The sequence below is a fragment of the Streptomyces sp. enrichment culture genome (assembly GCF_964272855.1).
GTDB lineage: Bacteria > Actinomycetota > Actinomycetes > Streptomycetales > Streptomycetaceae > Streptomyces.
Genome location: NZ_OZ186847.1, coordinates 2,772,698 through 2,797,330, shown reverse-complemented (window position 1 = coordinate 2,797,330; position 24,633 = coordinate 2,772,698). Strand labels below are relative to the sequence as shown.

The 24,633-nt window shown below is 71.1% G+C and carries 26 protein-coding genes and 2 riboswitches; of the genes, 18 read left to right on the top strand and 8 right to left on the bottom strand.

Annotation, left to right across the window (positions count from 1 at the left end):
- Positions 1–15: 15 nt before the first annotated feature.
- From ACSU6L_RS11625 to gcvT, 4 genes are all read right to left on the bottom strand, one after another.
- Positions 16–1,383 (bottom strand): L-serine ammonia-lyase, encoded by a 1,368-nt coding sequence (locus ACSU6L_RS11625; RefSeq protein WP_437056101.1) that lies wholly within the window; start codon positions 1,381–1,383, stop codon positions 16–18.
- A gap of 63 nt (positions 1,384–1,446) precedes the next feature.
- On the bottom strand, positions 1,447–2,709 hold the full coding sequence (gene glyA, locus ACSU6L_RS11620; protein ID WP_437056099.1) for a serine hydroxymethyltransferase: 1,263 nt from the start codon (positions 2,707–2,709) through the stop codon (positions 1,447–1,449).
- A gap of 14 nt (positions 2,710–2,723) precedes the next feature.
- A complete protein-coding gene (gene gcvH / locus ACSU6L_RS11615) occupies positions 2,724–3,101 on the bottom strand; it encodes a glycine cleavage system protein GcvH (protein WP_437056097.1) in 378 nt (125 codons plus the stop codon).
- Between the two features lie 109 nt (positions 3,102–3,210).
- Positions 3,211–4,338, bottom strand: coding sequence for a glycine cleavage system aminomethyltransferase GcvT (gcvT, locus tag ACSU6L_RS11610; protein WP_437056095.1), 1,128 nt, complete (start codon positions 4,336–4,338; stop codon positions 3,211–3,213).
- 47 nt (positions 4,339–4,385) lie between these two features.
- Positions 4,386–4,498: riboswitch (glycine riboswitch) on the bottom strand.
- A riboswitch (glycine riboswitch) is annotated at positions 4,499–4,598 on the bottom strand.
- 179 nt (positions 4,599–4,777) lie between these two features.
- Between gcvT and ACSU6L_RS11605 the strand changes: the two genes are divergently transcribed.
- From ACSU6L_RS11605 to ACSU6L_RS11555, 11 genes are all read left to right on the top strand, one after another.
- Positions 4,778–5,449 carry an AAA family ATPase gene (locus ACSU6L_RS11605; RefSeq protein ID WP_437056094.1) on the top strand — a complete coding sequence of 224 codons (672 nt, stop codon included), beginning with the start codon at positions 4,778–4,780 and terminating at the stop codon, positions 5,447–5,449.
- Between the two features lie 103 nt (positions 5,450–5,552).
- A complete protein-coding gene (locus tag ACSU6L_RS11600) occupies positions 5,553–6,347 on the top strand; it encodes an enhanced serine sensitivity protein SseB (protein ID WP_437056092.1) in 795 nt (264 codons plus the stop codon).
- Positions 6,348–6,476: 129 nt separating this feature from the next.
- On the top strand, positions 6,477–7,241 hold the full coding sequence (locus ACSU6L_RS11595; RefSeq protein WP_437064853.1) for an enhanced serine sensitivity protein SseB C-terminal domain-containing protein: 765 nt from the start codon (positions 6,477–6,479) through the stop codon (positions 7,239–7,241).
- A gap of 360 nt (positions 7,242–7,601) precedes the next feature.
- Entirely contained in the window at positions 7,602–8,606 is a 1,005-nt protein-coding gene (locus tag ACSU6L_RS11590; RefSeq protein ID WP_073941050.1) for an ABC transporter permease, read from the top strand.
- Positions 8,607–8,676: 70 nt separating this feature from the next.
- Entirely contained in the window at positions 8,677–10,473 is a 1,797-nt protein-coding gene (locus ACSU6L_RS11585) for an ABC transporter substrate-binding protein (protein ID WP_437056090.1), read from the top strand.
- Positions 10,474–10,581: 108 nt separating this feature from the next.
- Positions 10,582–11,580 (top strand): ABC transporter permease, encoded by a 999-nt coding sequence (locus ACSU6L_RS11580; RefSeq protein WP_073941052.1) that lies wholly within the window; start codon positions 10,582–10,584, stop codon positions 11,578–11,580.
- A complete protein-coding gene (locus ACSU6L_RS11575; RefSeq protein WP_073941053.1) occupies positions 11,577–12,674 on the top strand; it encodes an ABC transporter ATP-binding protein in 1,098 nt (365 codons plus the stop codon). Before ACSU6L_RS11580 ends, ACSU6L_RS11575 begins: the two co-directional genes overlap by 4 nt.
- Complete coding sequence (locus ACSU6L_RS11570; protein ID WP_437056087.1) at positions 12,671–13,849, top strand: ABC transporter ATP-binding protein; 1,179 nt, start codon at positions 12,671–12,673, stop codon at positions 13,847–13,849. Before ACSU6L_RS11575 ends, ACSU6L_RS11570 begins: the two co-directional genes overlap by 4 nt.
- 75 nt (positions 13,850–13,924) lie before the next feature.
- Complete coding sequence (locus ACSU6L_RS11565; protein ID WP_437056085.1) at positions 13,925–14,602, top strand: trimeric intracellular cation channel family protein; 678 nt, start codon at positions 13,925–13,927, stop codon at positions 14,600–14,602.
- Between the two features lie 25 nt (positions 14,603–14,627).
- Complete coding sequence (locus tag ACSU6L_RS11560; protein ID WP_437056083.1) at positions 14,628–15,470, top strand: thioesterase family protein; 843 nt, start codon at positions 14,628–14,630, stop codon at positions 15,468–15,470.
- 21 nt (positions 15,471–15,491) lie between these two features.
- Entirely contained in the window at positions 15,492–16,460 is a 969-nt protein-coding gene (locus ACSU6L_RS11555; protein WP_437056081.1) for a helix-turn-helix transcriptional regulator, read from the top strand.
- A gap of 21 nt (positions 16,461–16,481) precedes the next feature.
- Here the strand turns inward: ACSU6L_RS11555 and ACSU6L_RS11550 are convergent, their stop codons facing one another.
- Positions 16,482–17,108, bottom strand: a complete 627-nt coding sequence (locus ACSU6L_RS11550) for a TetR family transcriptional regulator (RefSeq protein WP_437056079.1) — start codon at positions 17,106–17,108, stop codon at positions 16,482–16,484.
- Between the two features lie 111 nt (positions 17,109–17,219).
- Here ACSU6L_RS11550 and ACSU6L_RS11545 point away from each other — a divergent pair, with 111 nt between their 5' ends.
- The 3 genes from ACSU6L_RS11545 (at position 17,220) to ACSU6L_RS11535 (ending at position 18,931) form a co-directional block, all read left to right on the top strand.
- On the top strand, positions 17,220–17,387 hold the full coding sequence (locus tag ACSU6L_RS11545; RefSeq protein WP_107468613.1) for a hypothetical protein: 168 nt from the start codon (positions 17,220–17,222) through the stop codon (positions 17,385–17,387).
- Between the two features lie 28 nt (positions 17,388–17,415).
- Complete coding sequence (locus ACSU6L_RS11540) at positions 17,416–17,682, top strand: DUF4190 domain-containing protein (RefSeq protein ID WP_073941057.1); 267 nt, start codon at positions 17,416–17,418, stop codon at positions 17,680–17,682.
- An 85-nt stretch (positions 17,683–17,767) separates the two neighbouring features.
- A complete protein-coding gene (locus ACSU6L_RS11535) occupies positions 17,768–18,931 on the top strand; it encodes a cysteine desulfurase family protein (RefSeq protein ID WP_437056077.1) in 1,164 nt (387 codons plus the stop codon).
- A gap of 295 nt (positions 18,932–19,226) precedes the next feature.
- On the opposite strand, the gene ACSU6L_RS11530 is transcribed toward ACSU6L_RS11535, so the two are convergent.
- Positions 19,227–19,892, bottom strand: coding sequence for an N-acetylmuramoyl-L-alanine amidase (locus tag ACSU6L_RS11530; protein WP_437056075.1), 666 nt, complete (start codon positions 19,890–19,892; stop codon positions 19,227–19,229).
- A gap of 60 nt (positions 19,893–19,952) precedes the next feature.
- Here ACSU6L_RS11530 and mnmA point away from each other — a divergent pair, with 60 nt between their 5' ends.
- Positions 19,953–21,083 (top strand): tRNA 2-thiouridine(34) synthase MnmA, encoded by a 1,131-nt coding sequence (gene mnmA / locus ACSU6L_RS11525; protein WP_437056073.1) that lies wholly within the window; start codon positions 19,953–19,955, stop codon positions 21,081–21,083.
- Between the two features lie 27 nt (positions 21,084–21,110).
- Here mnmA and ACSU6L_RS11520 read toward each other — a convergent pair whose 3' ends face one another.
- Complete coding sequence (locus ACSU6L_RS11520) at positions 21,111–21,893, bottom strand: alpha/beta fold hydrolase (protein WP_437056071.1); 783 nt, start codon at positions 21,891–21,893, stop codon at positions 21,111–21,113.
- Between the two features lie 38 nt (positions 21,894–21,931).
- The gene (locus ACSU6L_RS11515) at positions 21,932–22,255 is read right to left on the bottom strand and encodes a DUF427 domain-containing protein (protein ID WP_437056069.1); all 324 of its coding nucleotides are present in this window, start codon (positions 22,253–22,255) and stop codon (positions 21,932–21,934) included.
- A gap of 51 nt (positions 22,256–22,306) precedes the next feature.
- Between ACSU6L_RS11515 and ACSU6L_RS11510 the strand changes: the two genes are divergently transcribed.
- Genes ACSU6L_RS11510 through ACSU6L_RS11500 form a run of 3 tightly spaced genes read left to right on the top strand, consistent with a single transcriptional unit; the run spans position 22,307 to position 24,627 of the window.
- Complete coding sequence (locus ACSU6L_RS11510) at positions 22,307–22,846, top strand: TIGR00730 family Rossman fold protein (RefSeq protein WP_437056067.1); 540 nt, start codon at positions 22,307–22,309, stop codon at positions 22,844–22,846.
- 27 nt (positions 22,847–22,873) lie between these two features.
- Positions 22,874–23,563 (top strand): SDR family oxidoreductase, encoded by a 690-nt coding sequence (locus tag ACSU6L_RS11505; protein WP_437056065.1) that lies wholly within the window; start codon positions 22,874–22,876, stop codon positions 23,561–23,563.
- Between the two features lie 56 nt (positions 23,564–23,619).
- Positions 23,620–24,627 (top strand): methionine synthase, encoded by a 1,008-nt coding sequence (locus tag ACSU6L_RS11500; RefSeq protein ID WP_437056063.1) that lies wholly within the window; start codon positions 23,620–23,622, stop codon positions 24,625–24,627.
- The last annotated feature ends 6 nt before the right edge of the window (positions 24,628–24,633 follow it).

The window sequence follows — 24,633 nt, the reverse complement described above, 5'->3', positions numbered from 1 at the left end:
CAGGGTATCCGCGCGTCAGCACTCGATGATGTTGACCGCCAGCCCGCCCCGGGCCGTCTCCTTGTACTTGACCGACATGTCCGCGCCGGTGTCCTTCATCGTCTTGATGACCTTGTCGAGGGACACCTTGTGGGAGCCGTCGCCGCGCATCGCCATGCGGGCCGCCGTGACCGCCTTCACCGCGGCCATGCCGTTGCGCTCGATGCACGGGATCTGGACCAGGCCGCCGACCGGGTCGCAGGTCAGGCCCAGGTTGTGCTCCATGCCGATCTCGGCGGCGTTCTCCACCTGCTCCGGGCTGCCGCCCAGCACCTCCGCGAGCGCGCCCGCCGCCATGGAGCAGGCGGAGCCGACCTCGCCCTGGCAGCCGACCTCGGCGCCGGAGATGGAGGCGTTCTCCTTGAAGAGCATGCCGATGGCGCCGGCGGCGAGCAGGAAGCGCACCACGCCCTCCTCGTCGGCGCCGGGCACGAAGTTGATGTAGTAGTGCAGGACCGCCGGGATGATGCCGGCCGCGCCGTTGGTCGGGGCGGTCACGACCCGGCCGCCCGCCGCGTTCTCCTCGTTCACGGCCATCGCGTAGAGCGTGATCCACTCCATCGCGAGGGCCTGCGGGTCGCCCTCGGAGCGCAGCTTGCGCGCGGTGTTCGCGGCCCGCCGCTTCACCCGCAGCCCGCCCGGCAGGATGCCCTCGCGGGACATGCCGCGCTCCACGCACTCCCGCATGACCCGCCAGATCTCCAGCAGGCCCGCGCGGATCTCCTCCTCGGTCCGCCAGGCCCGCTCGTTCTCCAGCATCAGCGCGGAGATCGACAGGCCGGTTTCCTTGGTCAGACGCAGCAGCTCGTCGCCGGTGCGGAAGGGATACTTCAGGACCGTGTCGTCGAGCTTGATCCGGTCCGCGCCGACCGCGTCCTCGTCGACGACGAAGCCGCCGCCCACCGAGTAGTACGTCTTGCTCAGCAGCTCGGTGCCGGCCGCGTCGTACGCCCACAGCGTCATGCCGTTGGCGTGGTAGGGGAGGGCCTTGCGGCGGTGCAGGACCAGGTCGTCGTCGAAGGAGAACGCGATCTCGTGCTCGCCGAGGAGACGGATACGGCCCGACTCCTTGATCCGCTCCACCCGCTCGTCGGCGGTCTCCACGTCCACTGTGCGCGGCGAGTCGCCCTCCAGGCCGAGCAGCACCGCCTTGGGCGTGCCGTGGCCGTGGCCGGTGGCGCCCAGGGAGCCGTACAGCTCGGTGCGGACCGAGGCGACCGAGCCCAGCAGCTCCTCGTTGCGCAGCCGGCGGGCGAACATGCGCGCGGCGCGCATCGGGCCGACCGTGTGGGAGCTGGACGGGCCGATGCCGATCGAGAACAGGTCGAAGACCGAGATGGCCACGTCAGACTCCTCAATGCGGGTGGTGGCGGGGCACCCGGTGGGGTGCCCCGCACGGGGTGGTGCTTACTTGCCGACGCTCGGGTAGAGCGGGTGCTTGTCCGCCAGGGCGGTGACCCTGGACTTGAGCGCCTCGACGTCGCAGGACGGCTTCAGCGCTTCCGCGATCACGTCCGCGACCTCACGGAAGTCCTCGGCCGTGAAGCCGCGGGTGGCGAGGGCGGGCGTGCCGATCCGCAGACCGGACGTCACCATCGGCGGCCGCGGGTCGTTGGGGACGGCGTTGCGGTTGACGGTGATGCCGACCTCGTGGAGCCGGTCCTCCGCCTGCCGGCCGTCCAGCTCCGAGTCGCGCAGGTCGACCAGGATGAGGTGGACGTCGGTGCCGCCGGTCAGGACGTTGATCCCGGCCTCGCGGGCGTCCGGCGCGGTCAGCCGCTCGGCGAGGATCTGCGCGCCTTCCACTGTACGGCGCTGGCGTTCCTTGAAGTCCTCCGAGGCGGCGATCTTGAAGGAGACCGCCTTGGCCGCGATCACGTGCTCCAGGGGGCCGCCCTGGAAGCCCGGGAAGACGGAGGAGTTCAGCTTCTTGGCGAAGTCCTGCTTCGCCAGGATGATGCCGCCGCGCGGGCCGCCCAGCGTCTTGTGCGTGGTGGACGTCACCACGTCCGCGTACTCCACCGGGTTCGGGTGGAGACCGGCCGCGACCAGGCCCGCGAAGTGCGCCATGTCCACCCACAGGTAGGCCCCGACCTCGTCGGCGATCCGGCGGAACTCGGCGAAGTCCAGCTGCCGCGGGTACGCCGACCAGCCGGCGATGATCACCTTCGGGCGGTGCTCCTTGGCGAGCCGCTCGACCTCGGCCATGTCGACCAGGCCGGAGTCGTCCACGTGGTAGGCGACCACGTCGAACTGCTTGCCGGAGAAGTTCAGCCGCATGCCGTGCGTGAGGTGGCCGCCGTGCGCCAGGTCCAGGCCCAGGATCGTGTCGCCGGGCCGGGCGAGGGCGAAGAGCGCCGCCTGGTTGGCGGAGGCGCCCGAGTGCGGCTGCACATTGGCGTACTCGGCGCCGAACAGCTCCTTGATCCGGTCGATCGCGATCTGCTCGGCGACGTCGACGTGCTCACAGCCGCCGTAGTAGCGGCGGCCCGGGTAGCCCTCGGCGTACTTGTTGGTGAGGACCGAGCCCTGCGCCTCCATGACCGCCAGCGGGGCGAAGTTCTCGGAGGCGATCATCTCCAGCGTGGACTGCTGGCGGCGCAGCTCGGCGTCGACCGCGGCGGCGATGTCCGGGTCGAGTTCGTGCAGGGACGTGTTCAGGACAGTCATCGGGGGCGGGCTCCTCAGCCGGCGGTGTGGGCGGCGTACTCGTCGGCGGAGAGCAGGTCGGCCGGCTCCTCTGCGATCCGCACCTTGAACAGCCAGCCGCCCTCGAAGGGCGCGGAGTTCACCAGCGACGGGTCGTTGACGACGTCCTCGTTGATCTCGGTGATCTCACCGGTGACGGGGGAGTACAGGTCGCTGACGGACTTGGTCGACTCCAGCTCGCCGCAGGTCTCGCCCGCGGTCACCTGGGAGCCCACGTCCGGGAGCTGGGCGTAGACGACATCGCCGAGCGCGTTGGCCGCGAACTCGGTGATGCCGACCGTCGCGACGCCGTCCTCGGCGGCCGACAGCCACTCGTGCTCCTTGCTGTAGCGCAGCTGCTGGGGGTTGCTCATGGCCTGAATTCTCCTGTACGCGGGGGAGTGCTGATGAATGGGGGACTGCCGAAACCATGCGTGAGCAGCCCGAATGTGCGCGGGGTCACGTGTGTCGCCCCGCCGGGGGCTACTTCTGGCGCTTGTAGAAGGGGAGCGCGACGACCTCGTACGGCTCTTGACTGCCCCGGATGTCCACGCCGACTCCCGGCGTGCCCGGCGCCGCGTGCGCGGCGTCGACGTAGGCCATGGCGATCGGCTTGCCCAGCGTCGGGGAGGGCGCGCCGGAGGTGACCTCGCCGATCACCTCGCCGCCGGCGACCACCGGGTAGCCGGCACGCGGCACGCGGCGGCCCTCGGCGACCAGGCCGACGAGGACGCGCGGCGGGTTCTGCTCGGCGCGCGCGGCGGCCTCGGCGAGCGCCTCGCGGCCCACGAAGTCACCCTCCTTGTCGAACTTGACCACCCGGCCGAGCCCGGCGTCGAAGGGGGTCAGGGAGGTCGACAGCTCATGCCCGTACAGCGGCATGCCCGCCTCCAGGCGCAGGGTGTCCCGGCAGGACAGCCCGCACGGGACCAGGCCGGCGCCCTCGCCCGCCTCGGTCAGCGCCTGCCACAGCCGCACGGCGTGCTCCGGCTTCACGAACAGCTCGAAGCCGTCCTCGCCGGTGTAGCCCGTGCGGGCGATCAGCGCCGGGACGCCGGCGACGGTGCCGGGCAGCCCCGCGTAGTACTTCAGGCCGTCCAGGTCGGCGTCGGTGAGGCCCTTGAGGATTCCCGGGGACTCCGGGCCCTGCACGGCGATCAGCGCGTACGCGTCCCGGTCGTCGCGCACCTCGGCGTCGAAGCCGGCCGCCCGTTCGGTCAGCGCGTCCAGCACCACCTGGGCGTTGGAGGCGTTCGCGACGACCATGTACTCGGTCTCGGCCAGGCGGTAGACGATCAGGTCGTCCAGGATGCCGCCGTCCTCCTGGCAGATCATGGTGTAGCGGGCCCGGCCCACGCCGACGGAGGCGATGTTGCCGACCAGGGCGTGGTTCAGCAGCCGCGCGGCCTGCGGGCCGGTGACGGTGATCTCGCCCATGTGCGAGAGGTCGAAGAGCCCGGCCTTGGTGCGCACGGCGTTGTGCTCGTCACGCTCGGAGCCGTAGCGCAGCGGCATGTCCCAGCCGGCGAAGTCGGTCATCGTCGCGCCCAGCGACCGATGCAGGGCATCGAGCGCGGTGCGGCGCTTCTCTGAGGGGGCGGTACTGCTCATCGGTCGGTCGTCTCCCAGGGCATGAACGCATGACGGGCGAGGAAAGGTCCTCCCCATCTGTCATCGGAACCTGAGAGGTTCGCCGAGACCCCCACGCGGGGTAGTCACGGCTTGCACCTTGGGTGGAGCCACCAGCCGGCGGCCCGCTTTTCAGATGTGCCTCGCCCGCGCGGTAACGGGGCCTGAGAGATTCAAGGGAGGGACTTGCTCCTTCGGCGCCCCGGCGACACGACTGCCGGGGACTCTCCCGCGCGGATTCAAACGGCCGGTATGCAGTTGGCGGCCACATCATTGCACGCCGTGCCGGATCGTGGCAGGGCCGCATCTGTAACCGGGCTGTGGCGCTACGAGTACGAAAACGCAGACATGGAGCATTACCTTCTCTTTACACTCGGCGGGGATGGAAGCTCGTGAACCGCCCCCAGGGAGGACGATCACGGTGAACAGGACCAGGGCGTACGCGACCACCACCGGCATCGCGATGCCCCGGCAGCCGGCCGTCCCGGCCGGACCGGCGTGCGCCCCGCTGCCGTCCCCCGTCGTCCGCGACCTGCGGGAGCGCGCCGGCCGCAGCCCGCGCGCCCTGCTCTTCGGCCCCAAGGACCTCGCCGTGGTCACCGGCCTGCCCGGCAGCGGCAAGTCGACCTTGATGCGGCGCACGGTGCGCGACGCCCGGCGCGTCGACTCCCAGGACACCCGCGACCGCTGGGACCACCGCGCGCCCCGCTTCCTGCCGTACGCGGTCTACCGACCCCTGGTCCGCCTCGCCCACTACGCCGGGCTGCGCCGCGTCCTGCGCGCCGGCGAGGGAGTCGTCGTCCACGACTGCGGTACGCAGGCCTGGGTGCGCCGCTGGCTGGCCCGGGAGGCCCGCCGCCGCGGCGGCACCCTGCACCTGCTGGTGCTCGACGTCACCGCCGAGCAGGCCCTGGCCGGCCAGCGCGCCCGCGGCCGCGGCGTCTCGCGGTACGCGTTCCTGCGCCACCGCCGCGCCGCCGCCCGCCTGCTGCGCGCGGTGGAGCGGGGCCGGCTGCCCGGCGGCTGCGGCTCGGCGGTGCTGCTCGACCGGGACGCGGCGGACGCCCTGAGACGGATCGGCTTCTCCGGCTGACGGCACACACGGCACACACGGCAGGCACACGCACGCGGACGGCCGAAGGGGAAGCCGATAACCTGTGCGGTCACAGCAGTGGTACGAAGCAGGCGGTAGGCAGATGGACTTCCCGGCGGACTTCTCCGCGGACTTCCCGGCACAGACCCACCCCCAGCCGCACGGCGGCTGGCCCGGCAACGAGCTGGAGGAGGTGCTGTCCGCCTCCCTCGGCGCGGGCCCGGCGGCCGGCGGCCGCATCGTCGAGGTCCTCGGCCGCAGCTTCCTCTGGATACCGCTGCCCAACGGCGGCGGCCCGGACAGCGGCCCCCTCGACCTGCCCGGCATGGAGATCGACGGCCAGGCCTACGTCCCGGTGTTCAGCTCCGAGGAACAGCTCCGCCAGATCGCCGGCGCCCACATGTCGTACACCATCGCCCCCGCCGTCGAGTTCGCCCGCGGCCTGCCCCCGCAGGCCGGCATCGCCGTGAACCCCGGCGGCGTGGTCGGCATCCCGCTGCCCCCGCCCGCCGTCGCGGAACTCTGCCGCACCGGCCGCACCCCGCTCGACGGCCCCGCGAGCGGCGGCCGGGTCCGCCTCTACGAGCCGGACTGGCAGGACGACCCGGTCGACTTCCTCTCCGCCGCCTCCGCCGAGTTCGACGGCACCGGCGTCGTCCTGACGGCCCGCCGCTGCCTCGCCGCCATCGAGACCGCCGACCCCGTCATGTTCGTCGGCGTCGAACTCTCCCACTGGGAGGGCGACGCCCGCACCCTCCCCCTCGACGCCCTGGGCCGGGCCCTCGGCCGGACCCCGGCCCCATGGCCCGTCAACCTGATCCTCCTGGACGTGGCGGAGGACCCGGTGGGCCACTGGATGCGGGAGAAGGTACGGCCCTTCTACACGCGGGGTGGATGAGCCGACCCGAGGCAAGGCCGGACCCCCTGGACACCCTTAAGCTAGGGTCACGGCTCAAAAAGAGGGCGTTGTACGAAGGGGCGTTGAAAAGTGAGCGCTGGCACGGCCGCCACAGGCCAGGTCGAGCACATGCTGCGCCAGGTCACGCCCGGACGCTACGACGCCTACGAGGCACTGCTGCGCGCCCTCGCCACCCCCTCCTCCGGCCAGGTCTGGATGCTGCTGTGGCACGGCCAGGCCGGCAGCCCCGACGCCCAGTACGGGAACATGGAGGTCGGCGGCCACGGCTACGCCCCCTGCGTGACCTCCGCCCAGGAGCTGTCCGCGAGCGGCTGGAACCGCAGTTACGAAGTGGTCGACGGCCTCGACGTGGCCCGCACCCTCTACCCCGACCACTACGGCCTCTGGCTGAACCCGCACGCCCCCGGCGGCGGCGTCGGCATCCCCTGGCTCGATCTGCGCCGTATCGCGACCGGCCTGGACCGCCAGCCCGCCGGCCCGCTGCGGCTCGCCGAGCCGACCATCGAGATCCCCGCGTTCTACGCCCTGCTCACCCAGAACGCCCACCGCACCCCGGCCGTCCGCTCGCTGCGCCGCGCCTGGGTGCAGCCCGCGCTGGGGGCGCCGTATCTCGCCATCGGCCTGGATGTGTACGACACCTCGCCGGCCGCTGTGGACTCGGTACGCGCGATGATGCAGCAGTCCATCGGCGCCGTACCGGACGGGCTGCCGGTGTCGACGGTCGCCATGTCCGACGGGTACGACCCGGTCGCGATGTGGATGCGCGCCAACGCCCGCCCGTTCTACGACCGCGAGGCGCACGCCGCCCCCGCGCAGGCCCCGGTCGCCGGCTACGGCTATCCGCCGGTGCCGCCGGTGCAGGGCCGTTACTGACCGTCGTCCTGAGCCTGTCCGGATGGCCCTCCGGGGCTCGTCCGGATGCCGGTCAGGTTCCGGCCAGGGCCGTCTCTGCGCGCGTAGACGTGGGGCAGAAGCAGTCACTCTGTCCCCATTGTCCCAACTGGTCCCCGTCCGGCCCGCGTTACGAAGTGTTCGGATAACGGAACCCGGCAGACAGCATCACGGTTACGCATCCATTCACCGCCAAGTCTGGCAACAGATCGCCAAAGCGTTGAAGACTCCCGCACCAAGGGGTGTTCGCCCGGGTGTTCGCCCTGTGTAAGACGGACTGATCACGCCGCTACAGCGGCAAGTGCGGGCCGGCTACCGCCGGTTGAGAGGGGTCCCTGCCAGATGACGGCACCATTGCACGAGCCGACCGCGGAAGCGGCTCCGAGTGCGGCCGAGGAAGCGACGCCGGCGGGCGGCGCGAAGGCCGTACAGGGGCGCTCCCTGGGGCGGATCGCCTGGGAGCGGCTCAAGCGCGACAAACTGGCCCTCGCGGGCGGCATCGTGGTGCTGTTCCTGATCCTGGTCGCCGTGCTCGCGCCGGTGATCACCAGCCTGGTCGGACAGGACCCCGAGGCCCACCACGAGGACCTCATCGACCCGCTGTTCGGCACGCCGGTCGGCTCGCTCGGCGGCATCAGCGGCGAGCACTGGCTGGGCGTCGAACCGGTCAACGGCCGCGACATCTTCGCCCGGATCGTCTACGGCGCCCGGATCTCCCTGCTCGTCGGCTTCCTGTCGGCGATCGTCGCCGTCGTCCTCGGCACCGTCCTCGGCATCCTCGCCGGCTTCTTCGGCGGCTGGGTCGACACCGTCATCAGCCGGGTGATGGACGGTCTGCTGGCGTTCCCCCAGCTGCTGTTCATCATCGCGCTGGTCTCCGTCATGCCGAACGAGATGCTGGGGCTGACCGGCACCGGCGTGCGCCTGTTCGTGATGATCCTGGTCATCGGGTTCTTCGGCTGGCCCTACATCGGACGCGTGGTGCGCGGCCAGACGCTCTCGCTGCGTGAGCGCGAGTACGTCGAGGCGGCCCGGTCGCTGGGCGCCGGGCGGTTCTACATCCTGTTCAAGGAGCTGCTGCCCAACCTGGTCGCGCCCATCATCGTGTACACGACGATGATGATTCCCACCAACATCCTCACCGAGGCGGCACTCAGCTTCCTGGGCGTGGGCGTCAAGCCGCCCACGGCCTCCTGGGGGCAGATGCTTTCGAGCGCGCTCGACTACTACGAGTCGGATCCCATGTACATGGTGATCCCGGGCGTGGCGATCTTCATCACCGTTCTTGCCTTCAACCTCTTCGGCGACGGCGTGCGCGACGCGCTGGACCCGAAGGGCTCCCGCTGAACTGCCGTACCCCAAGCGACCCGTGGCGCAAGGCACGGGGTCTCTCATCAATTCCGGAGGATCCGAGATCGTGACTACCCAACGCACCTCAGGGCGGCGCAAGCAGGCCATGGCCGCTGCCGTCGTGGTCGCCGGGCTGCTGACCACGGCGGCGTGCGGCGGCGGCGGTGACAACGGCGACAAGGGCGGGAAGAACGGCGCGGCCGGCTTCGACGCCGCGAACAACAAGGTCGCCCAGGCCGACCTGGCCAAGAAGGGCGGCACGCTGAAGTTCGCGAGCGCCCAGGACGCCGACTCGTGGGACACCACGCGCGGCTACTACGGCTTCATGTGGAACTTCTCGCGCTACTACAGCCGCCAGCTCGTCACGAACAAGACGGAGCCCGGCAAGGCCGGCGCCGAGCTGACCCCGGACCTCGCCACCGGTCTCGCCAAGATCAGCGACGACGGCAAGACCTACACGTACACCCTGCGTGACGGCATCACCTGGGAGGACGGCAAGCCGATCACCTCCAAGGACGTCAAGTACGGCATCGAGCGTGTCTGGGCGCAGGACGTGCTCTCCGGCGGTCCGACGTACCTCAAGGAGGTGCTCGACCCCAAGGGTGAGTACAAGGGCCCGTACAAGGACAAGTCCGCGGACAAGCTGGGCCTGAAGGCGATCGAGACGCCGAACGACAAGACCGTCGTCTTCAAGCTCCCGAAGGCCAACTCGGACTTCGAGGAGATGCTGGCGCTGATCTCCGCGTCCCCGGTCCGCCAGGACAAGGACACCAAGTCCAAGTACGGTCTGCGCCCGTTCTCGTCCGGCCCGTACAAGTTCGAGTCCTACAACCCGGGCAAGGACCTGACGCTGGTCCGCAACGCCGAGTGGAAGCAGGACTCGGACCCGATCCGCAAGGCGTACCCGGACAAGATCACGATCAAGTTCTTCTCCAACGCCAACGACCTGGACGCCCGGCTCATCGCCGGTGACTACGACCTGGACCTCGCCCAGACCAGCCTGTCCCCGCAGGGCCGTTCCACCGCCCTGAAGGAGCACAAGGACAACCTGGACAACCCGGTCTCCGGCTACATCCGTTACGCGGCCCTCGCGCAGAACGTGAAGCCGTTCGACAACATCCACTGCCGCAAGGCGGTCCTCTACGGCGCCGACCACGTCTCGCTGCAGACCGCGCGCGGCGGCCCCGTCGCCGGCGGCGACATCGGCACCAACATGCTGCCGCCCGGCATCCCCGGCGGTGAGGGCCAGAAGTACGACCCGTACGAGATGGCCGGTGCCAACAAGAGCGGCAACGTCGCCAAGGCCAAGGAAGAGCTGAAGGCCTGCGGCAAGCCCAACGGCTTCAAGACCACCATCGCGGTCCGCAACAACAAGCCGGTCGAGGTGGCCACCGCCGAGTCGCTCCAGGCGTCGCTGAAGAAGGTCGGCATCGAGGTCGAGATCGACCAGTACGACGGTGCCCAGAACTCCAGCGTCGTCGGCAGCCCCTCCAACGTGGAGAAGAAGGGCTACGGCATCATCATCATGGGCTGGGGCGCTGACTTCCCGTCCGTCCAGGGCTACGGCCTGCCGCTGTGGCACAGCAAGTACATCCTGGAGAGCGCCAACAACAACTACGCGCTCATCAACGACAAGGCCATCGACGGCCTGTTCGACGAGTACGTGAAGACGCTGGACGACGCCGGCAAGACGAAGATCGCCACGGAGATCAACCACAAGGTGATGGACGGCGCGTACTACCTGCCCTTCGTCTTCGAGCGGTTCCTCAACTGGCGCTCGGACCGGCTGGCGAACGTCTACACCACTGACGCGTACAGCGGTATGTACGACTTCGTCAACCTCGGCCTGAAGAACACGAAGTAACCGGCACACCCGCCGTACGGCACGAAAGGCAGGTGAAGGCCGGCGCGGCGTGACCGCGGGCCACCGGAAGACCTCCGGCGGCCCGCGGTCCGCGGCGGGCCGTTAGCTGTGCTCGCTTACCTCATCAGGCGGTTGTTCGCCGCCGCAGTGATGCTCGTGGTCATCGTCATGGTGGTCTTCAGCATCTTCTTCCTCATCCCCAAGTGGGCCGGCGTCGACGTCGCACTGAGCTTCGTGGGCAAGCAGGCCGACCCCGCCGCCGTCGAGGCCGTGCGGGTGAAGCTGGGGCTCGGCGACCCGATCTACTCGCAGGTCTGGGAGTTCTTCAAGGGCATCTTCGCGGGCCGCACCTACGCGGCCGGCGGTGACGTCACGCACTGCTCCGCGCCGTGCTTCGGCTACTCCTTCCGCAGTGAACAGGCCATCTGGCCGGTGCTGACCGACCGCTTCCCGGTGACCCTGGGGCTGGCGCTCGGCGCGGCCGTGCTGTGGCTGATCTTCGGCCTCGCCGCGGGTGTGCTCTCCGCGCTCAAGCGGGGCACCTTCTGGGACCGCGGCGCGATGATCGTCGCCCTGGCGGGTGTCTCCCTCCCCATCTACTTCACCGGTCTGCTCAGCCTCGCGGTCTTCTCCTACGGCCTCGGCTGGATCAATGGTGAGTACGTGCCCCTGGAGGACAGCCTCACCGGCTGGCTGGGCGGCATGATCCTGCCCTGGGTCACCCTCGCCTTCCTCTACGCGGCGATGTACGCCCGCATCACCCGCGCCACCATGCTGGAGATCCTCGGCGAGGACTACATCCGCACCGCCCGCGCCAAGGGCCTGCGGGAGCCGGTCGTCATCCGCAAGCACGCCATGCGCTCGACGATGACGCCCATCCTCACCATGCTCGGCATGGACCTCGGCGCCCTGATCGGCGGAGCGATCCTGACCGAGACCACGTTCTCCCTGCCCGGCCTCGGCCAGGCGGTGCTGAACGCGATCAAGAACCAGGACCTGCCCGTCATCCTCGGTGTCACCCTGATCACTTCTCTCGCGGTGCTCATCGCCAACCTCGTGGTGGACGTCCTGTACGCCGTGATCGACCCCCGAGTGAGGCTCGCATGACCGAACTCAGCAAGACCGGCGCGGCCGTGGGCGAGCCCACCACCTCCGGCGCCGCGCCGACCGCCTTCCTGGAAGTGCGCGACCTGAAGGTGCACTTCCCCACCGACGACGGCCTGGTGAAGTCCGTCGACGGGCTCAGCTTCCAGCTGGAGAAGGGCAAGACCCTCGGCATCGTGGGCGAGTCCGGCTCCGGCAAGTCGGTGACCTCGCTCGGCATCATGGGCCTGCACACGGCCGGGCAGTACGGCAAGCGCAAGCCGCAGATCTCCGGCGAGATCTGGCTCAACGGCACCGAGCTGCTGTCCGCCCCGGCCGACGAGGTGCGCAAGCTGCGCGGCCGCGAGATGGCGATGATCTTCCAGGACCCGCTGTCCGCGCTGCACCCGTACTACACGATCGGCCAGCAGATCGTGGAGGCGTACCGGATCCACCACGACGTCGACAAGAAGACCGCCAGGCGCCGTGCGGTGGAGATGCTCGACCGGGTGGGCATCCCGCAGCCCGACAAGCGCGTCGACAACTACCCGCACGAGTTCTCCGGCGGTATGCGCCAGCGCGCGATGATCGCGATGTCGCTGGTCAACAACCCGGAGCTGCTCATCGCGGACGAGCCGACCACCGCCCTGGACGTCACCGTCCAGGCGCAGATCCTCGACCTGATCCGGGATCTGCAGAAGGAGTTCGGCTCGGCGGTCATCATCATCACCCACGACCTGGGCGTCGTCGCCGAGCTCGCCGACGACCTGCTGGTGATGTACGGCGGCCGGTGCGTCGAGCGCGGCCCGGCCGAGAAGGTGTTCTACGAGCCCCGCCACCCCTACACCTGGGGTCTGCTCGGCTCGATGCCGCGCCTCGACCGCGACCAGCAGGAGCGGCTGATCCCGGTCAAGGGCTCCCCGCCCTCCCTCATCAACGTCCCGTCCGGCTGCGCCTTCAACCCGCGCTGCCCGTACGCGGACCTGCCGAAGGACAACGTCACCCGCACGGTCCGTCCGGAGCTGACCGAGGTCGGCAGCCGGCACTGGGCCGCCTGCCACATGGGGCAGGAGCAGCGGGAGCGTATCTGGACCGAAGAGATTGCGCCGAAGCTGTGAGTGACGAGAAAGCGGTGACGATTCCCGCGCAGAGCGACGGCACCCGTGCCGAGCGCGAGGTGCTGCTGAAGGTCACCGGCCTGCAGAAGCACTTCCCGATCAAGAAGGGCCTGCTCAAGCGGCAGGTCGGCGCGGTGCACGCGGTCGACGGCCTCGACTTCGAGGTCCGGTCCGGCGAGACGCTGGGCGTCGTCGGCGAGTCCGGCTGCGGCAAGTCGACGATGGGCCGGCTGATCACCCGCCTGCTGGAACCGACCGGCGGCAAGGTGGAGTTCGAGGGCCAGGACATCACGCACCTCGGGGTGGCGGGTATGCGTCCGCTGCGCCGCGATGTGCAGATGATCTTCCAGGACCCGTACTCGTCGCTGAACCCGCGCCACACCATCGGCACGATCATCGGCGCTCCCTTCAAGCTCCAGGGCGTGACGCCCGAGGGCGGCATCAAGAAGGAAGTGCAGCGGCTGCTGTCGGTCGTGGGTCTCAACCCCGAGCACTACAACCGCTACCCGCACGAGTTCTCCGGCGGTCAGCGCCAGCGCATCGGCATCGCCCGCGCGCTCGCGCTGAACCCGAAGCTGGTGGTGGCCGACGAGCCGGTCTCCGCGCTGGACGTGTCGATCCAGGCGCAGGTGGTGAACCTGCTGGACGACCTCCAGGACGAGCTGGGCCTGACGTACGTGATCATCGCGCACGACCTGTCGGTGGTCCGGCACGTCTCGGACCGGATCGCGGTGATGTACCTCGGCAAGATCGTGGAGCTGGCCGACCGGGACCTGCTCTACAAGACGCCGATGCACCCGTACACCAAGGCGCTGATGTCGGCGGTGCCGATCCCGGACCCGAAGCGGAAGAACGCCAAGAGCGAGCGCATCCTGCTCAAGGGCGACGTGCCCTCGCCGATCTCCCCGCCGAGCGGCTGCCGGTTCCACACCCGGTGCTGGAAGGCGACGGAGATCTGCAAGACGACCGAGCCGCCGCTGCTGGAGCTGCGCCCCGGTCAGCAGGTCGCGTGCCACCACCCGGAGAACTTCGAGGACCAGGCGCCGCAGGACACCGTCCTGCTGACCGCCGCCAAGGAGGCGGGCGAGCTGGTGCCGGACGCGGTGCTCGAGGAGTCGGCGGAGACGTCGACGGCGGTTAAGAAGGCCGTCGAGAAGACCTCCGGCGACGACTAGAGGGCCAGTGCGCGATCGGGAGGGGTGCATCCGGGACTGCCGGATGCACCCCTCTTGACACGTCAGAATGTTCGGGTGCTCCAGCAACTGTTCACCCCGTCCGTCCAGCACACCCTCGATCTGATCGGCATCTTCGTCTTCGCGATCTCGGGTGCGCTGCTGGCCGTCCGCAAGAACTTCGACGTCTTCGGCATCGCCGTCCTCGCCGAGGTCACCGCGCTCGGCGGCGGACTCTTCCGTGACCTGGTCATCGGCGCCGTACCGCCGGCCGCGTTCACGGACCTGGGGTACTTCATCACCCCCCTGCTCGCCGCGCTCCTCGTCGTCTTCCTCCATCCGCAGGTGGAGCGCATCCAGGCCGGGGTGAACGTGTTCGACGCCGCCGGGCTCGGCCTGTTCTGCGTCTCGGGGACCATAAAGGCGTACGAGTACGGCCTGGGCCTGACCGCCTCCGCGGCCCTGGGCCTGGCCACGGCGGTCGGCGGCGGTGTGCTGCGGGACGTGCTGGCCAACGAGGTGCCGTCGCTGCTGCGCTGGGACCGCGACCTGTACGCGGTGCCCGCGATGGTGGGCGCCGCGATGGTGGTGCTGTGCATCCGCTTCGACGCGCTGACCACGGTCACCTCCGGGGTCGCGGTCGTCACGGCCTTCGTCCTGCGGCTGCTGGCGATGCGCTACCACTGGCGGGCGCCGCGGGCGTGGAACCGGCGGTCGACGGTCCGTGAGGAGGACCCCTCCAAAGCTACCGCTTAGTAATTTTCTGTTGTACGGTACCGCCATGGCTCAGGCATCCCAGGCGACGATCGGCAACAGCGAGTTCGACCGCGACACGGCCGTCACGCGCCGCACGGAGGGCGTCTACGACATCGACCTCTCCGCCGGCTGGACCATCATCAACGCCGTCAACGGCGGCTACCTGCTCGCCGTCCTGGGCCGGGCCCTCGCGGACGCCCTGCCGCACCCCGACCCGTTCACCATCTCCGCGCACTACCTGACCGCCTCCCAGCCGGGTCCCGCGGTCGTCCGCACGGACGTGGTGCGCACCGGCCGCACCCTCTCCACCGGCCAGGCCTCCCTTCTCCAGTACGACGACCACGGCAACGAGGTCGAGCGCATCCGCGTCCTCGCCTCCTACGGCGACCTGGGCGCCCTGCCCGACGACGTCCGTACGACGGCCGAGCCGCCCGCCATCCCGCCGATCGACCAGTGCTTCGGCCCCGACGACAGCCCCGCGCCCGTCCCCGGCAGCTCCGCGATCACCGACCGGCTGATGCTCAAGCTCGACCCCGCCACCCTCGGCTGGGCGCTCGGCGCGCCCTCCGGCAAGGGCGAGATGCGGGCCTGGTTCGGCCTCAAGGACGGCCGCGACGCCGACCCCCTCTCCCTGCTGCTCGCGGTGGACGCGCTGCCGCCCACCGCCTTCGAACTCGGCATCTCCGGCTGGGTGCCCACGGTCGAACTCACCGTGCACGTCCGCCGCCGCCCGGCCCCCGGCCCGCTGCGCGTGTCCATCACCACCCGCAACCTGGCCGGCGGCTTCCTGGAGGAGGACGCCGAGGTGTGGGACAGCGAGGACCGGCTGGTCGCCCAGTCCCGGCAGCTGGCACGGGCCCGGCTGTAACCCGTACGGGATCCTGGGGCGGTGAAGTCCGACCGCCTGCTGTCGATCCTGCTGCTCCTCCAGACGCGTGGCCGCGTTCCCGCGCACGAACTCGCCGAGCGGCTGGAGGTGTCCGTCCGCACGATCTACCGGGACGTCGAGGCCCTGTCCGCCGCCGGCGTCCCGGTGTACGCCGAACGCGGCCGGCACGGCGGCATCGAACTCCTCGCGGGCTTCCGCACGGACGTCACCGGACTGACCGCCGACGAGTCCCGGGCCCTGTTCGTGCTGGCCGCGCAGGGCGCCCACGCCGCCCTCGGCCTGGACACCGCGCTCGGCTCCGCCCTGCGCAAGGTGATGGCGGCGCTGCCGGCGCCGCACCGCCCGGCCGCCGACGCCGTCTCCCGGCGCGTCCTGGTCGACGCCACCCGCTGGAAGGGCGGCCCGCAGCCCGCGGCCGACCTGGAGACCCTCCAGGCGGCGGTCTTCGCCGACCGCAGGCTGCGGCTGCGCTACCGGCACGGCGGCGCCGACACGCCGCGCACCTACACCGTCGACCCGTACGGCCTCGTCGCCAAGGCCGGCGTCTGGTACCTGGTCGCCGACCGGCGGGCGACGCCACGGCTGTTCCGCGCGGACCGGGTGCGCTCCGCGCGGGTGCTCGAAGAACCCGTGCGGCGCCGCCCCGGCGTGGAGCTCGCCGACGTCTGGGAGGCGCTGCGCCGCGGGGTGGAGGAGCGCCCCGGCGGCCTCGACGTCACCGCCCGCGTCCGGCGCGACCGCCTCGACCTGTTCCTGCGCATCAACAGGCCCTGGCTGGCGGCGGATCCGGACGACGCCGACGGCGACGGCGAGTGGGTCACCGTACGGCTGTCGTACGGCGTGCTGGGCGAGGCCCGCGGGCTGCTCCAGTTCGCCGGCCACGTGGAGGTCGTGTCACCGCCCGAGGTGCGCGCCGAACTGGCGCGGGCGGCGGCGGCCGTGACCGAGCTGTACGCGGGGGAGGGGTGAGCGGGGTGGCCGCTCGGTGGTTCAGTCCCGCCAGTGCGCGCGGCCGACGCTGATCAGCCGGAGCTGGCGGGTGGCGGTCCGGGAGACGCGCAGGCGCTCCTCCCCGGGGGCGTCCAGGGTCTCCAGGAAGAGCGAGGCGGTGATCAGCATCTGGTCGACGTAGAGACCGGCGAGCATCAGCAGGTCGTCGTCGCTCCAGCCCTCGGAGACCCGGTCCTTGGCCAGCTCGGCCTTCACCTCCTCGGTGAACCGGGCGAGTTGCTCCCGGATGGCCTCGCGCACCGGCTGGACTCCGCCATGTCGTTCCCGGGCGATGAAACGGACGTGTGCGGGGTACGCGTCCACATGACGGGCGATCAGCTCGACGGCGCGCGTGATGCGTTCCTCGTGATCGTCCACCGCGGACACCGTCGTCCGGATCATCGGGTGCAGGCTGCCCAGCGCCTCCTCGACCAGGGCCACGCCGAGATCCGCCGTGGAGCGGAAGTGCCGGTAGAAGGCGGTCGGGGCGACACCGACGGCGCGGGTGACCTCACGCAGGCCCAGGCTGCTCAGGCTCTGCTCCTCCAGTAGACGCAACGCCGCGTCCAGGAGCGCCTGCCGGGTCTTCTGCTTCTGGGCCTGCCGGATACCGAGGGTGTGACTCATGCCATGCAGTTAACAACTGTTCTCCGGAATTGGAAAGGTGTGAGGGGCGTTAGACTGGCAAGTCAGTGAACAAGTGTTACCGCAATCGTTCACGGAGGGGGATTCCGTCCCGTGCTCTTCCTAGTCGCAGCCCTGCTCCTGCTGGGCATGGTGCTGGGCACCGTCGCCCACGCGCCGCTCGGCTTCTCCGTCGTGGCGGGCGCGGTGATCGCCGCCTGGCTCGCCGTCTTCGCCGCGCGCGAGCGGCACGCCCGCCGTCGCCACACGTCCACCCACTGACACCACCGACCGCAGGAAGCCGACCGACATGCATCTCACCGCACCGGCCACGCGCCGCACCGGCATCCGCGACACCGACGGCATGGCCGTCGCGTCCTTCGTCCTCGGCCTGCTCGGCCTGCTCGTGCTCAACGTCTTCCTCGGGCCGATCGCCATCACCCTGGCGGCCGTCGCCCTCTGGCGCGGCACCCGCCGCCGCGGGCGCGCCTACCTCGGCCTCGGCCTGGGCGTCGCCGACCTGGTGGTGCTGGCCGCGTTCATGCAGGCGGACAACACCATCTCCTGGAGCCTCTGAGCCGGCCCGCACCCGGCGCCGGACGTCCGGGGCGGCCGGGCGTCCGGAGTTCCTTGGGGGAGCGCGCCGTAGAATCGGCGTCACCATGGCATACCTCGACCACGCCGCGACCACCCCGATGCTCCCGGAGGCGGCAGAGGCACTGACCGCCCACCTCGGGATCACGGGCAACGCCTCCTCCCTGCACGCGTCCGGCCGGCAGGCCCGTCGCACGGTCGAGGAAGCCCGGGAGACCCTGGCCGAAGCCCTGGGCGCCCGCCCCAGCGAGGTGGTCTTCACCTCCGGCGGCACCGAGGCCGACAACCTCGCCGTCAAGGGCCTGTTCTGGTCCCGGCGCGCCGCCGACCCCGCCCGCACCCGCGTCCTCGCCAGCCCCGTCGAACACCACGCGGTCCTCGACGCCGTCCACTGGCTCGGCGAACAGGAGGGCGCCACCGTCGAGTACCTGCCGGTCGACGCCCACGGCCGCGTCCACCCGGACGCGCTGCGCGAGGCGATCGCCCGCAACCCCGACGACGTCGCCCTCGCCACCGTCATGTGGGCCAACAACGAGATCGGCACCGTCATGCCGGTCCGCGAACTCGCCGACACCGCAGCCGAGTTCGGTGTCCCGCTGCACGCCGACGCGGTCCAGGCGGTCGGTCAGCTCCCGGTCGACTTCGCCGCCTCCGGCCTCGCCGCGATGACCGTCTCCGGCCACAAGATCGGCGGCCCGTACGGCATCGGCGCGCTGCTCCTCGGCCGTGAGCACGCCCCCGTCCCCGTGCTGCACGGCGGCGGCCAGGAACGCCACGTCCGCTCCGGCACCCTCGACGTGCCCGCGATCGCCTCCTTCGCGGTCGCGGGGCGGCACGCCGCCGACCACCGCGAGCGCTTCGCGCGTGAGATCGGCGCCCTGCGCGACGAGCTGGTCACGGCGGTCCGCACGGCCGTCCCGGACGCGATCCTCGGCGGCGACCCCGTCGACCGGCTCCCGGCCAACGCCCACTTCACCTTCCCCGGCTGCGAGGGCGACTCCCTGCTGCTGCTCCTGGACGCCCAGGGCATCGAGTGCTCCACCGGCTCCGCGTGCACCGCGGGCGTGGCCCAGCCCAGTCATGTGCTGCTGGCCACCGGCACCGACCCCGACCTGGCCCGCGGCACCCTGCGCTTCTCCCTCGGCCACACCTCCACCGCGGCCGACGTGGAGGCGGTCGCCAAGGCGATCGGCCCGGCGGTGGAGCGCGCGCGGGCGGCGGGGCTGACGTAGGAGTCGCGCCGGGTGGTCGCCGCGCGCAGCGAAACGACCTATGAGACGGGTTCCCTTCGCCGGTATGACCCGGATCAGGTGGCTAGGGGTCGCCTTCCGGTCCTGTCCTAGCGACCTTCCGGCCTCTCAGCGCGACCGTCGACGTCGGCCCCAGCGGAAGCCGCAGCTTCTCGCCAAAGTCGGCTACTCCGGTCGAGCTCCCTCACTCGTCCCATAGGCCTATAAACAGGATAGGACAGTCGGGAGGAAATGGAAGTGGGTAATTCGCACTTTTTCTGGCGATCTGCCGTCCCGGCTAGGTCGCCGACGCCGTACCCGCCTGCCGGACCAGCCGCAGGTACCGGCCCCAGTCCCAGTGCGGCCCCGGATCGGTGTGGTCGGTGCCCGGCACCTCCACATGCCCGATGATGTGCTCGCGGTCGACCGGGATGCCGTACCGCCGGCAGATACCCGCCGTCAGCCGGGCCGACGCGGTGTACATGGCGTCCGTGAAGTCCTGCGGGCGGTCGACGAAACCCGCGTGCTCGATGCCGATGCTGCGCTCGTTGTAGTCCCGGTTGCCCGCGTGGTACGCCACGTCCAGCTCGCGGATCATCTGGGCGACCCGGCCGTCCTGCCCGACGATGTAGTGCGACGCCGCGCCGTGCTCCGGGTCCTGGAAGACCTTCACCGCGCTGTCGAAGCTGCCCTGCGTGACATGGACGATGACCATGTCTATCTCGTAGTCGTCCGGCCGGTCCGCCCAGCGGAAGTTGGCCGAGGAGGCCTCCACCCAGCGCGCGCCCCGGTAGTCGACCGCGCCCTTCACCCGGGGCTTCTCCACCCCCGGCACCTGCCACCACAGCCGCGACAGCTCGTCGCGCGCCAGCACGGCGCCCGTGCCGACCACGGCCGCCGCACCGCCGATGATCAGCGAACGCCGCCCGATCCGCCGGCGCGAGCCGTCCTTCGTCTCTCCCATGTGACCGAGAACGGATACTCGCGGGCCCCGGTTCCCGCGCCCCCGTACCCTGGAAGGGTTATGACTGACACCCCGCAGCGCTCCCGCCCGCTCCGCGTCCTCGCCGCCATGTCCGGCGGTGTCGACTCCGCCGTCGCCGCCGCCCGCGCGGCCGAGGCAGGCCACGACGTGACCGGCGTCCACCTCGCGCTCTCCGCGAACCCGCAGTCCTTCCGTACGGGCGCGCGGGGCTGTTGCACCATCGAGGACTCCCGGGACGCCCGCCGCGCGGCGGACGTCATCGGCATCCCGTTCTACGTCTGGGACCTCGCCGACCGCTTCCGCGAGGACGTCGTCGAGGACTTCGTCGCCGAGTACGAGGCGGGCCGCACCCCCAACCCGTGCCTGCGCTGCAACGAGAAGATCAAGTTCGCCGCGCTGCTCGACAAGGCGCTCGCCCTCGGCTTCGACGCCGTGTGCACCGGCCACTACGCCAAGGTGATCGTCCGCGAGGACGGCTCCCGCGAGCTGCACCGCGCCTCCGACATGGCCAAGGACCAGTCGTACGTGCTCGGCGTCCTGGACGACAAGCAGCTCGCGCACGCGATGTTCCCGCTCGGCGACACCGTCACCACCAAGGACGAGATCCGCGCGGAGGCCGAGCGGCGCGGCCTCGCCGTCGCCAAGAAGCCCGACTCGCACGACATCTGTTTCATCGCCGACGGCGACACCCAGGGATTCCTGGCGAGCAGGCTCGGCAAGGCCGAGGGCGCCATCGTCGACGAGTCCGGCAACAAGCTGGGCACCCACGAGGGCGCCTACGGCTTCACCATCGGCCAGCGCAAGGGCCTCAGGATCGGCACCCCCGCGGCCGACGGCAAGCCGCGCTACGTCCTCGACATCTCGCCGGTGAACAACACCGTCACCGTGGGCCCGGCGGAGGCCCTGGACGTCTCCGCGCTCACCGCGATCAAGCCCCGCTGGTGCGGCACGGCCCCCGCCGGCCCCGGCACCTACACCGCCCAGCTGCGCGCCCACGGCGGCGAGACCGAGGTCACCGCCGAGGTCGTCGACGGCGAGCTGCGCGTGGACTTCACCGAGCCGGTCCGCGGCGTCGCCCCCGGCCAGGCGATCGTGCTGTACGACGGCACGCGCGTGGTGGGCTCGGCGACCATCGCGTCGACGGTGCGGGCGACGGCCGGGGTGGCCTGAACCCGAGAAAGGGCGCCTGAGGCTCGGTCAGCCCATGAGGAACTCGGCGAGCACCGGGCCCAGCACCTGGGGCTCGACCATGTGGTTCTGGTCCTCCAAGGCCCGGTAGGTGCCCTGGGGCACTCCCTCCGCGACGGCCCGTGCCGCCTCGCGCAGCCAGGCGGGGCTCATCGCGCCCGCGAGGGCCAGCACGGGCACGGGGACCTCGCGCAGCCGCTCACGCGGCACCAGCCCGTCGCCCATCACGGCGTCGTCGTAGGCGAGGCTCGGCGCGATCGCCTCCATGTCCGCCCACATGGGGGACTGCCGCGCGCCCGCGATCATCTCCGGGGCCAGACCGGTGAGCCGCAGGAACAGCTCCACGGCGTCCCCGCGCCGCCCCTCGGCGAGCGCCCACGCCAGGTTCTGCGTGTAGGCAGCGCGTTCCTCCGCGCCGCCCGCCGAGAAGTCGGCGAACGGCGGCTCGTAGACCGCGACCCGGCGCACCGGCAGTCCGCTCGCCGCCGCCTCCAGGGCCAGCGCGCCGCCCGACGACATGCCGTAAAGCGCCGCCTCGCCGCCCACCGCCTCGATCAGCGCCGCCAGGTCCTCGACCTCGCGGGCCACGGCGTACGGCGGTGTGTCACCGCTCGCGCCACGCCCCCGGCGGTCGTACACCACGACCTCGAAGCGGTCCCTCAGGGTGGCGGCCAGCGGCGCCGTCGTGGCGCCCGTCGACATGGCCCCGCTGATCAGGACGATCGCGGGGCCCCGGCCGGTGCGCTGGTACGCGATGGGTGTGCCGTCGCGCGAGATGGTCTCGTTGTCCATGCCCCCGCAGACTGCCACGGGACACGGAACTCATCGGGTCACAACACTTCGACGTCGTAGAAACAGAGGTGATCCTTGATCGCCGCGACGTCCGGTTTCGGGTCCGGGTACGCCCAGACGAGGTCGGCCGCGCCCGGCAGCGACCAGTAGGACGCGGTCCCCTTGAAGGGGCAGTCGGTGTGGGTGCCGGACGGGGTCAGGAGGTCGAGCCGTACGTCCTCGGCGGGGATGTAGTACCGCACGGGACAGCCGGTCTCCTTCAGCACCAGGGGCCGGTCGCTCTCGGCCAGCACCTGTCCGTCGTGGACGACCCGGACGCGCCGGGTGCCCTGCTCGATGGTGATCGTGTGTCCATGGGCCATACCAGGACAGCGTGTACGGGGCGGTGGTTGTTCCCGCGTACGGTGGAGGCCATGAACATCTGCGTCTTCCTCTCCGCCGCCGACCTCGACGACCGTTACACCCGACCCGCGCGGGAGTTCGCGAAGCTCCTGGGCAAGGGCGGGCACACGCTCGTCTGGGGCGGCTCCGACGTCGGCCTGATGAAGGTCGTCGCGGACGGAGTGCAGGAGGCGGGCGGGCGGCTCGTGGGGGTCTCCGTGGACTTCCTCGCCGCGAAGGCGCGCGCCGGCGCCGACGAGATGGTCATCGCGCGGGACCTCGCCGAGCGCAAGCGGCTGCTGCTGGAGAAGTCCGACGCCGTGGTGATCATGGTGGGCGGCACCGGGACGCTGGACGAGGCCACCGAGATCCTGGAGCTGAAGAAGCACGGCAAGACGGAGAAGCCGGTGGTGCTGCTGAACACTGAAGGCTTCTACGACGGCCTCAAGGAGCAGTTCCGGCGCATGGAGGACGAGGGCTTCCTGCCCCGCCCCCTGACCGACCTGGTGTTCTTCGCCGAGGAGCCGGTGGGCGCGCTGGCCTACCTGGAGGAGAGCCAGGGCGTGGTCTGACCGCGCGGTGATGCGAGCATGGCGGGCATGGCTACACATGTGATCACCGGAGCGGGCTCCGGCATCGGCGCGGCCGTCGCCCGCCGCCTCCACGCGCGCGGGGACGACCTCGTCCTGCACGCGCGCGACGCGGGCCGCGCGAAGGAACTGGCGGCCGAGTTCCCCGGCGCGAGGACCCTGGTCGGGGACCTGTCCGACCCCGACAAACTGAGCTGGGCCTTCTCCCACCAGACGCTCCCGGACCGGGTGGACTCGCTGCTGCACATCGCCGGCGTGGTGGAGCTGGGCCCGGTCGGCGACCTCACCCCCAAGTCCTGGCGCCACCAGCTCAACGTGAACCTGATCGCGCCCGCCGAGCTGACCCGGCACTTCCTGCCCCAACTGCGCGCCGCCCGCGGCCATGTGGTCTTCGTGAACTCCGGCGCCGGCCTCAACGCCCACGCCGACTGGTCCGCGTACGCCGCCTCCAAGCACGGTCTGAAGGCCCTCGCCGACTCCCTGCGCCACGAGGAGCACGCCAACGGGGTCCGGGTCACCTCCGTCTACCCGGGCCGCACGGCCAGCCCCATGCAGGCCAAGGTCCACCAGCAGGAGGGCAAGGAGTACGACCCCTCGCGGTGGATCGACCCCGAGTCGGTCGCCACGACCGTCCTGATGGCGCTGGACCTGCCCAGGGACGCGGAGGTCAACGATCTGACGGTGCGGCCCGGGCGCTGAGCCGGCCGGGCACGGGGGCGGGATCCGCGCCGCCGCCGGAGGCATAGGCTTCCCGCGTGAGTGAAAACAGCCTGTTCACCCTCGCCCCCGCCACCGGCGTCGGGTCGCTGCCCGGCGGCGACGCCCGGGAGGCCGCCAAGACCGTCACCGGGTCCTTCGAGGACTTCCCCTTCCTGGCCGAGCTGCCCGCTCGCGGGCCCGGCGCGGACATGATCGGGCGCACCGCCGGGATGCTCGTCGAGCTGTACGCGCGTGTGGAGCCCAGCGGCTGGCGGATCGGGGACCGGCCGGGGCGCGACACCAAGCGGGCGCGGTCGTGGCTCGGGGAGGACCTGGACGCGCTGGAGGAGTTCACCCAGGCCTACGAGGGCCCGCTGAAGGTGCAGGCCGTCGGCCCGTGGACGCTGGCCGCCGCGCTGGAGCTGAGGAACGGCGAGGCCGCCCTCTCCGACCCCGGCGCCTGCCGCGACCTCGCCGCCTCGCTCGCCGAGGGCCTGCGCCTGCACCTCGACGAGGTGCGCCGCCGCGTCCCCGGCGCCCGGCTCGTGCTCCAGCTCGACGAGCCGTCCCTCACCGCCGTACTGCGCGGCCAGGTGAAGACCGCCAGCGGCTACCGCACCCACCGCGCCGTCGACCGGCAGCTCGTCGAGGCGACCCTGCGCGACGTGATCGGCGTGCACGACGGCGGCCCGGTCGTCGTCCACTCCTGCGCCCCGGACGTCCCGTTCGCCTTGCTGCGCCGGGCCGGCGCGGCGGCGCTCTCCTTCGACTTCACGCTGCTCACCGAACGTGACGACGACGCGATCGGGGAAGCCGTGGAGAGCGGTACCCGGCTGTTCGCCGGTGTCGTCCCGAGCACCGACGGCCGATTGTCAGACCCTGCCGGTAGCGTCATGGGTGTCAGGACGCTGTGGCGCAGGCTGGGGCTGTCACCGGCGCTTCTCGCGGAGGCGGTCACGGTCACGCCGACATGCGGACTCGCGGGCGCTTCCCCCGAGTACGCGCGCAAGGCCCTCGCCCACTGCGTCCGGGCGGCGAGATCCCTCGCGGACGACCCTGAGTAACGGGAG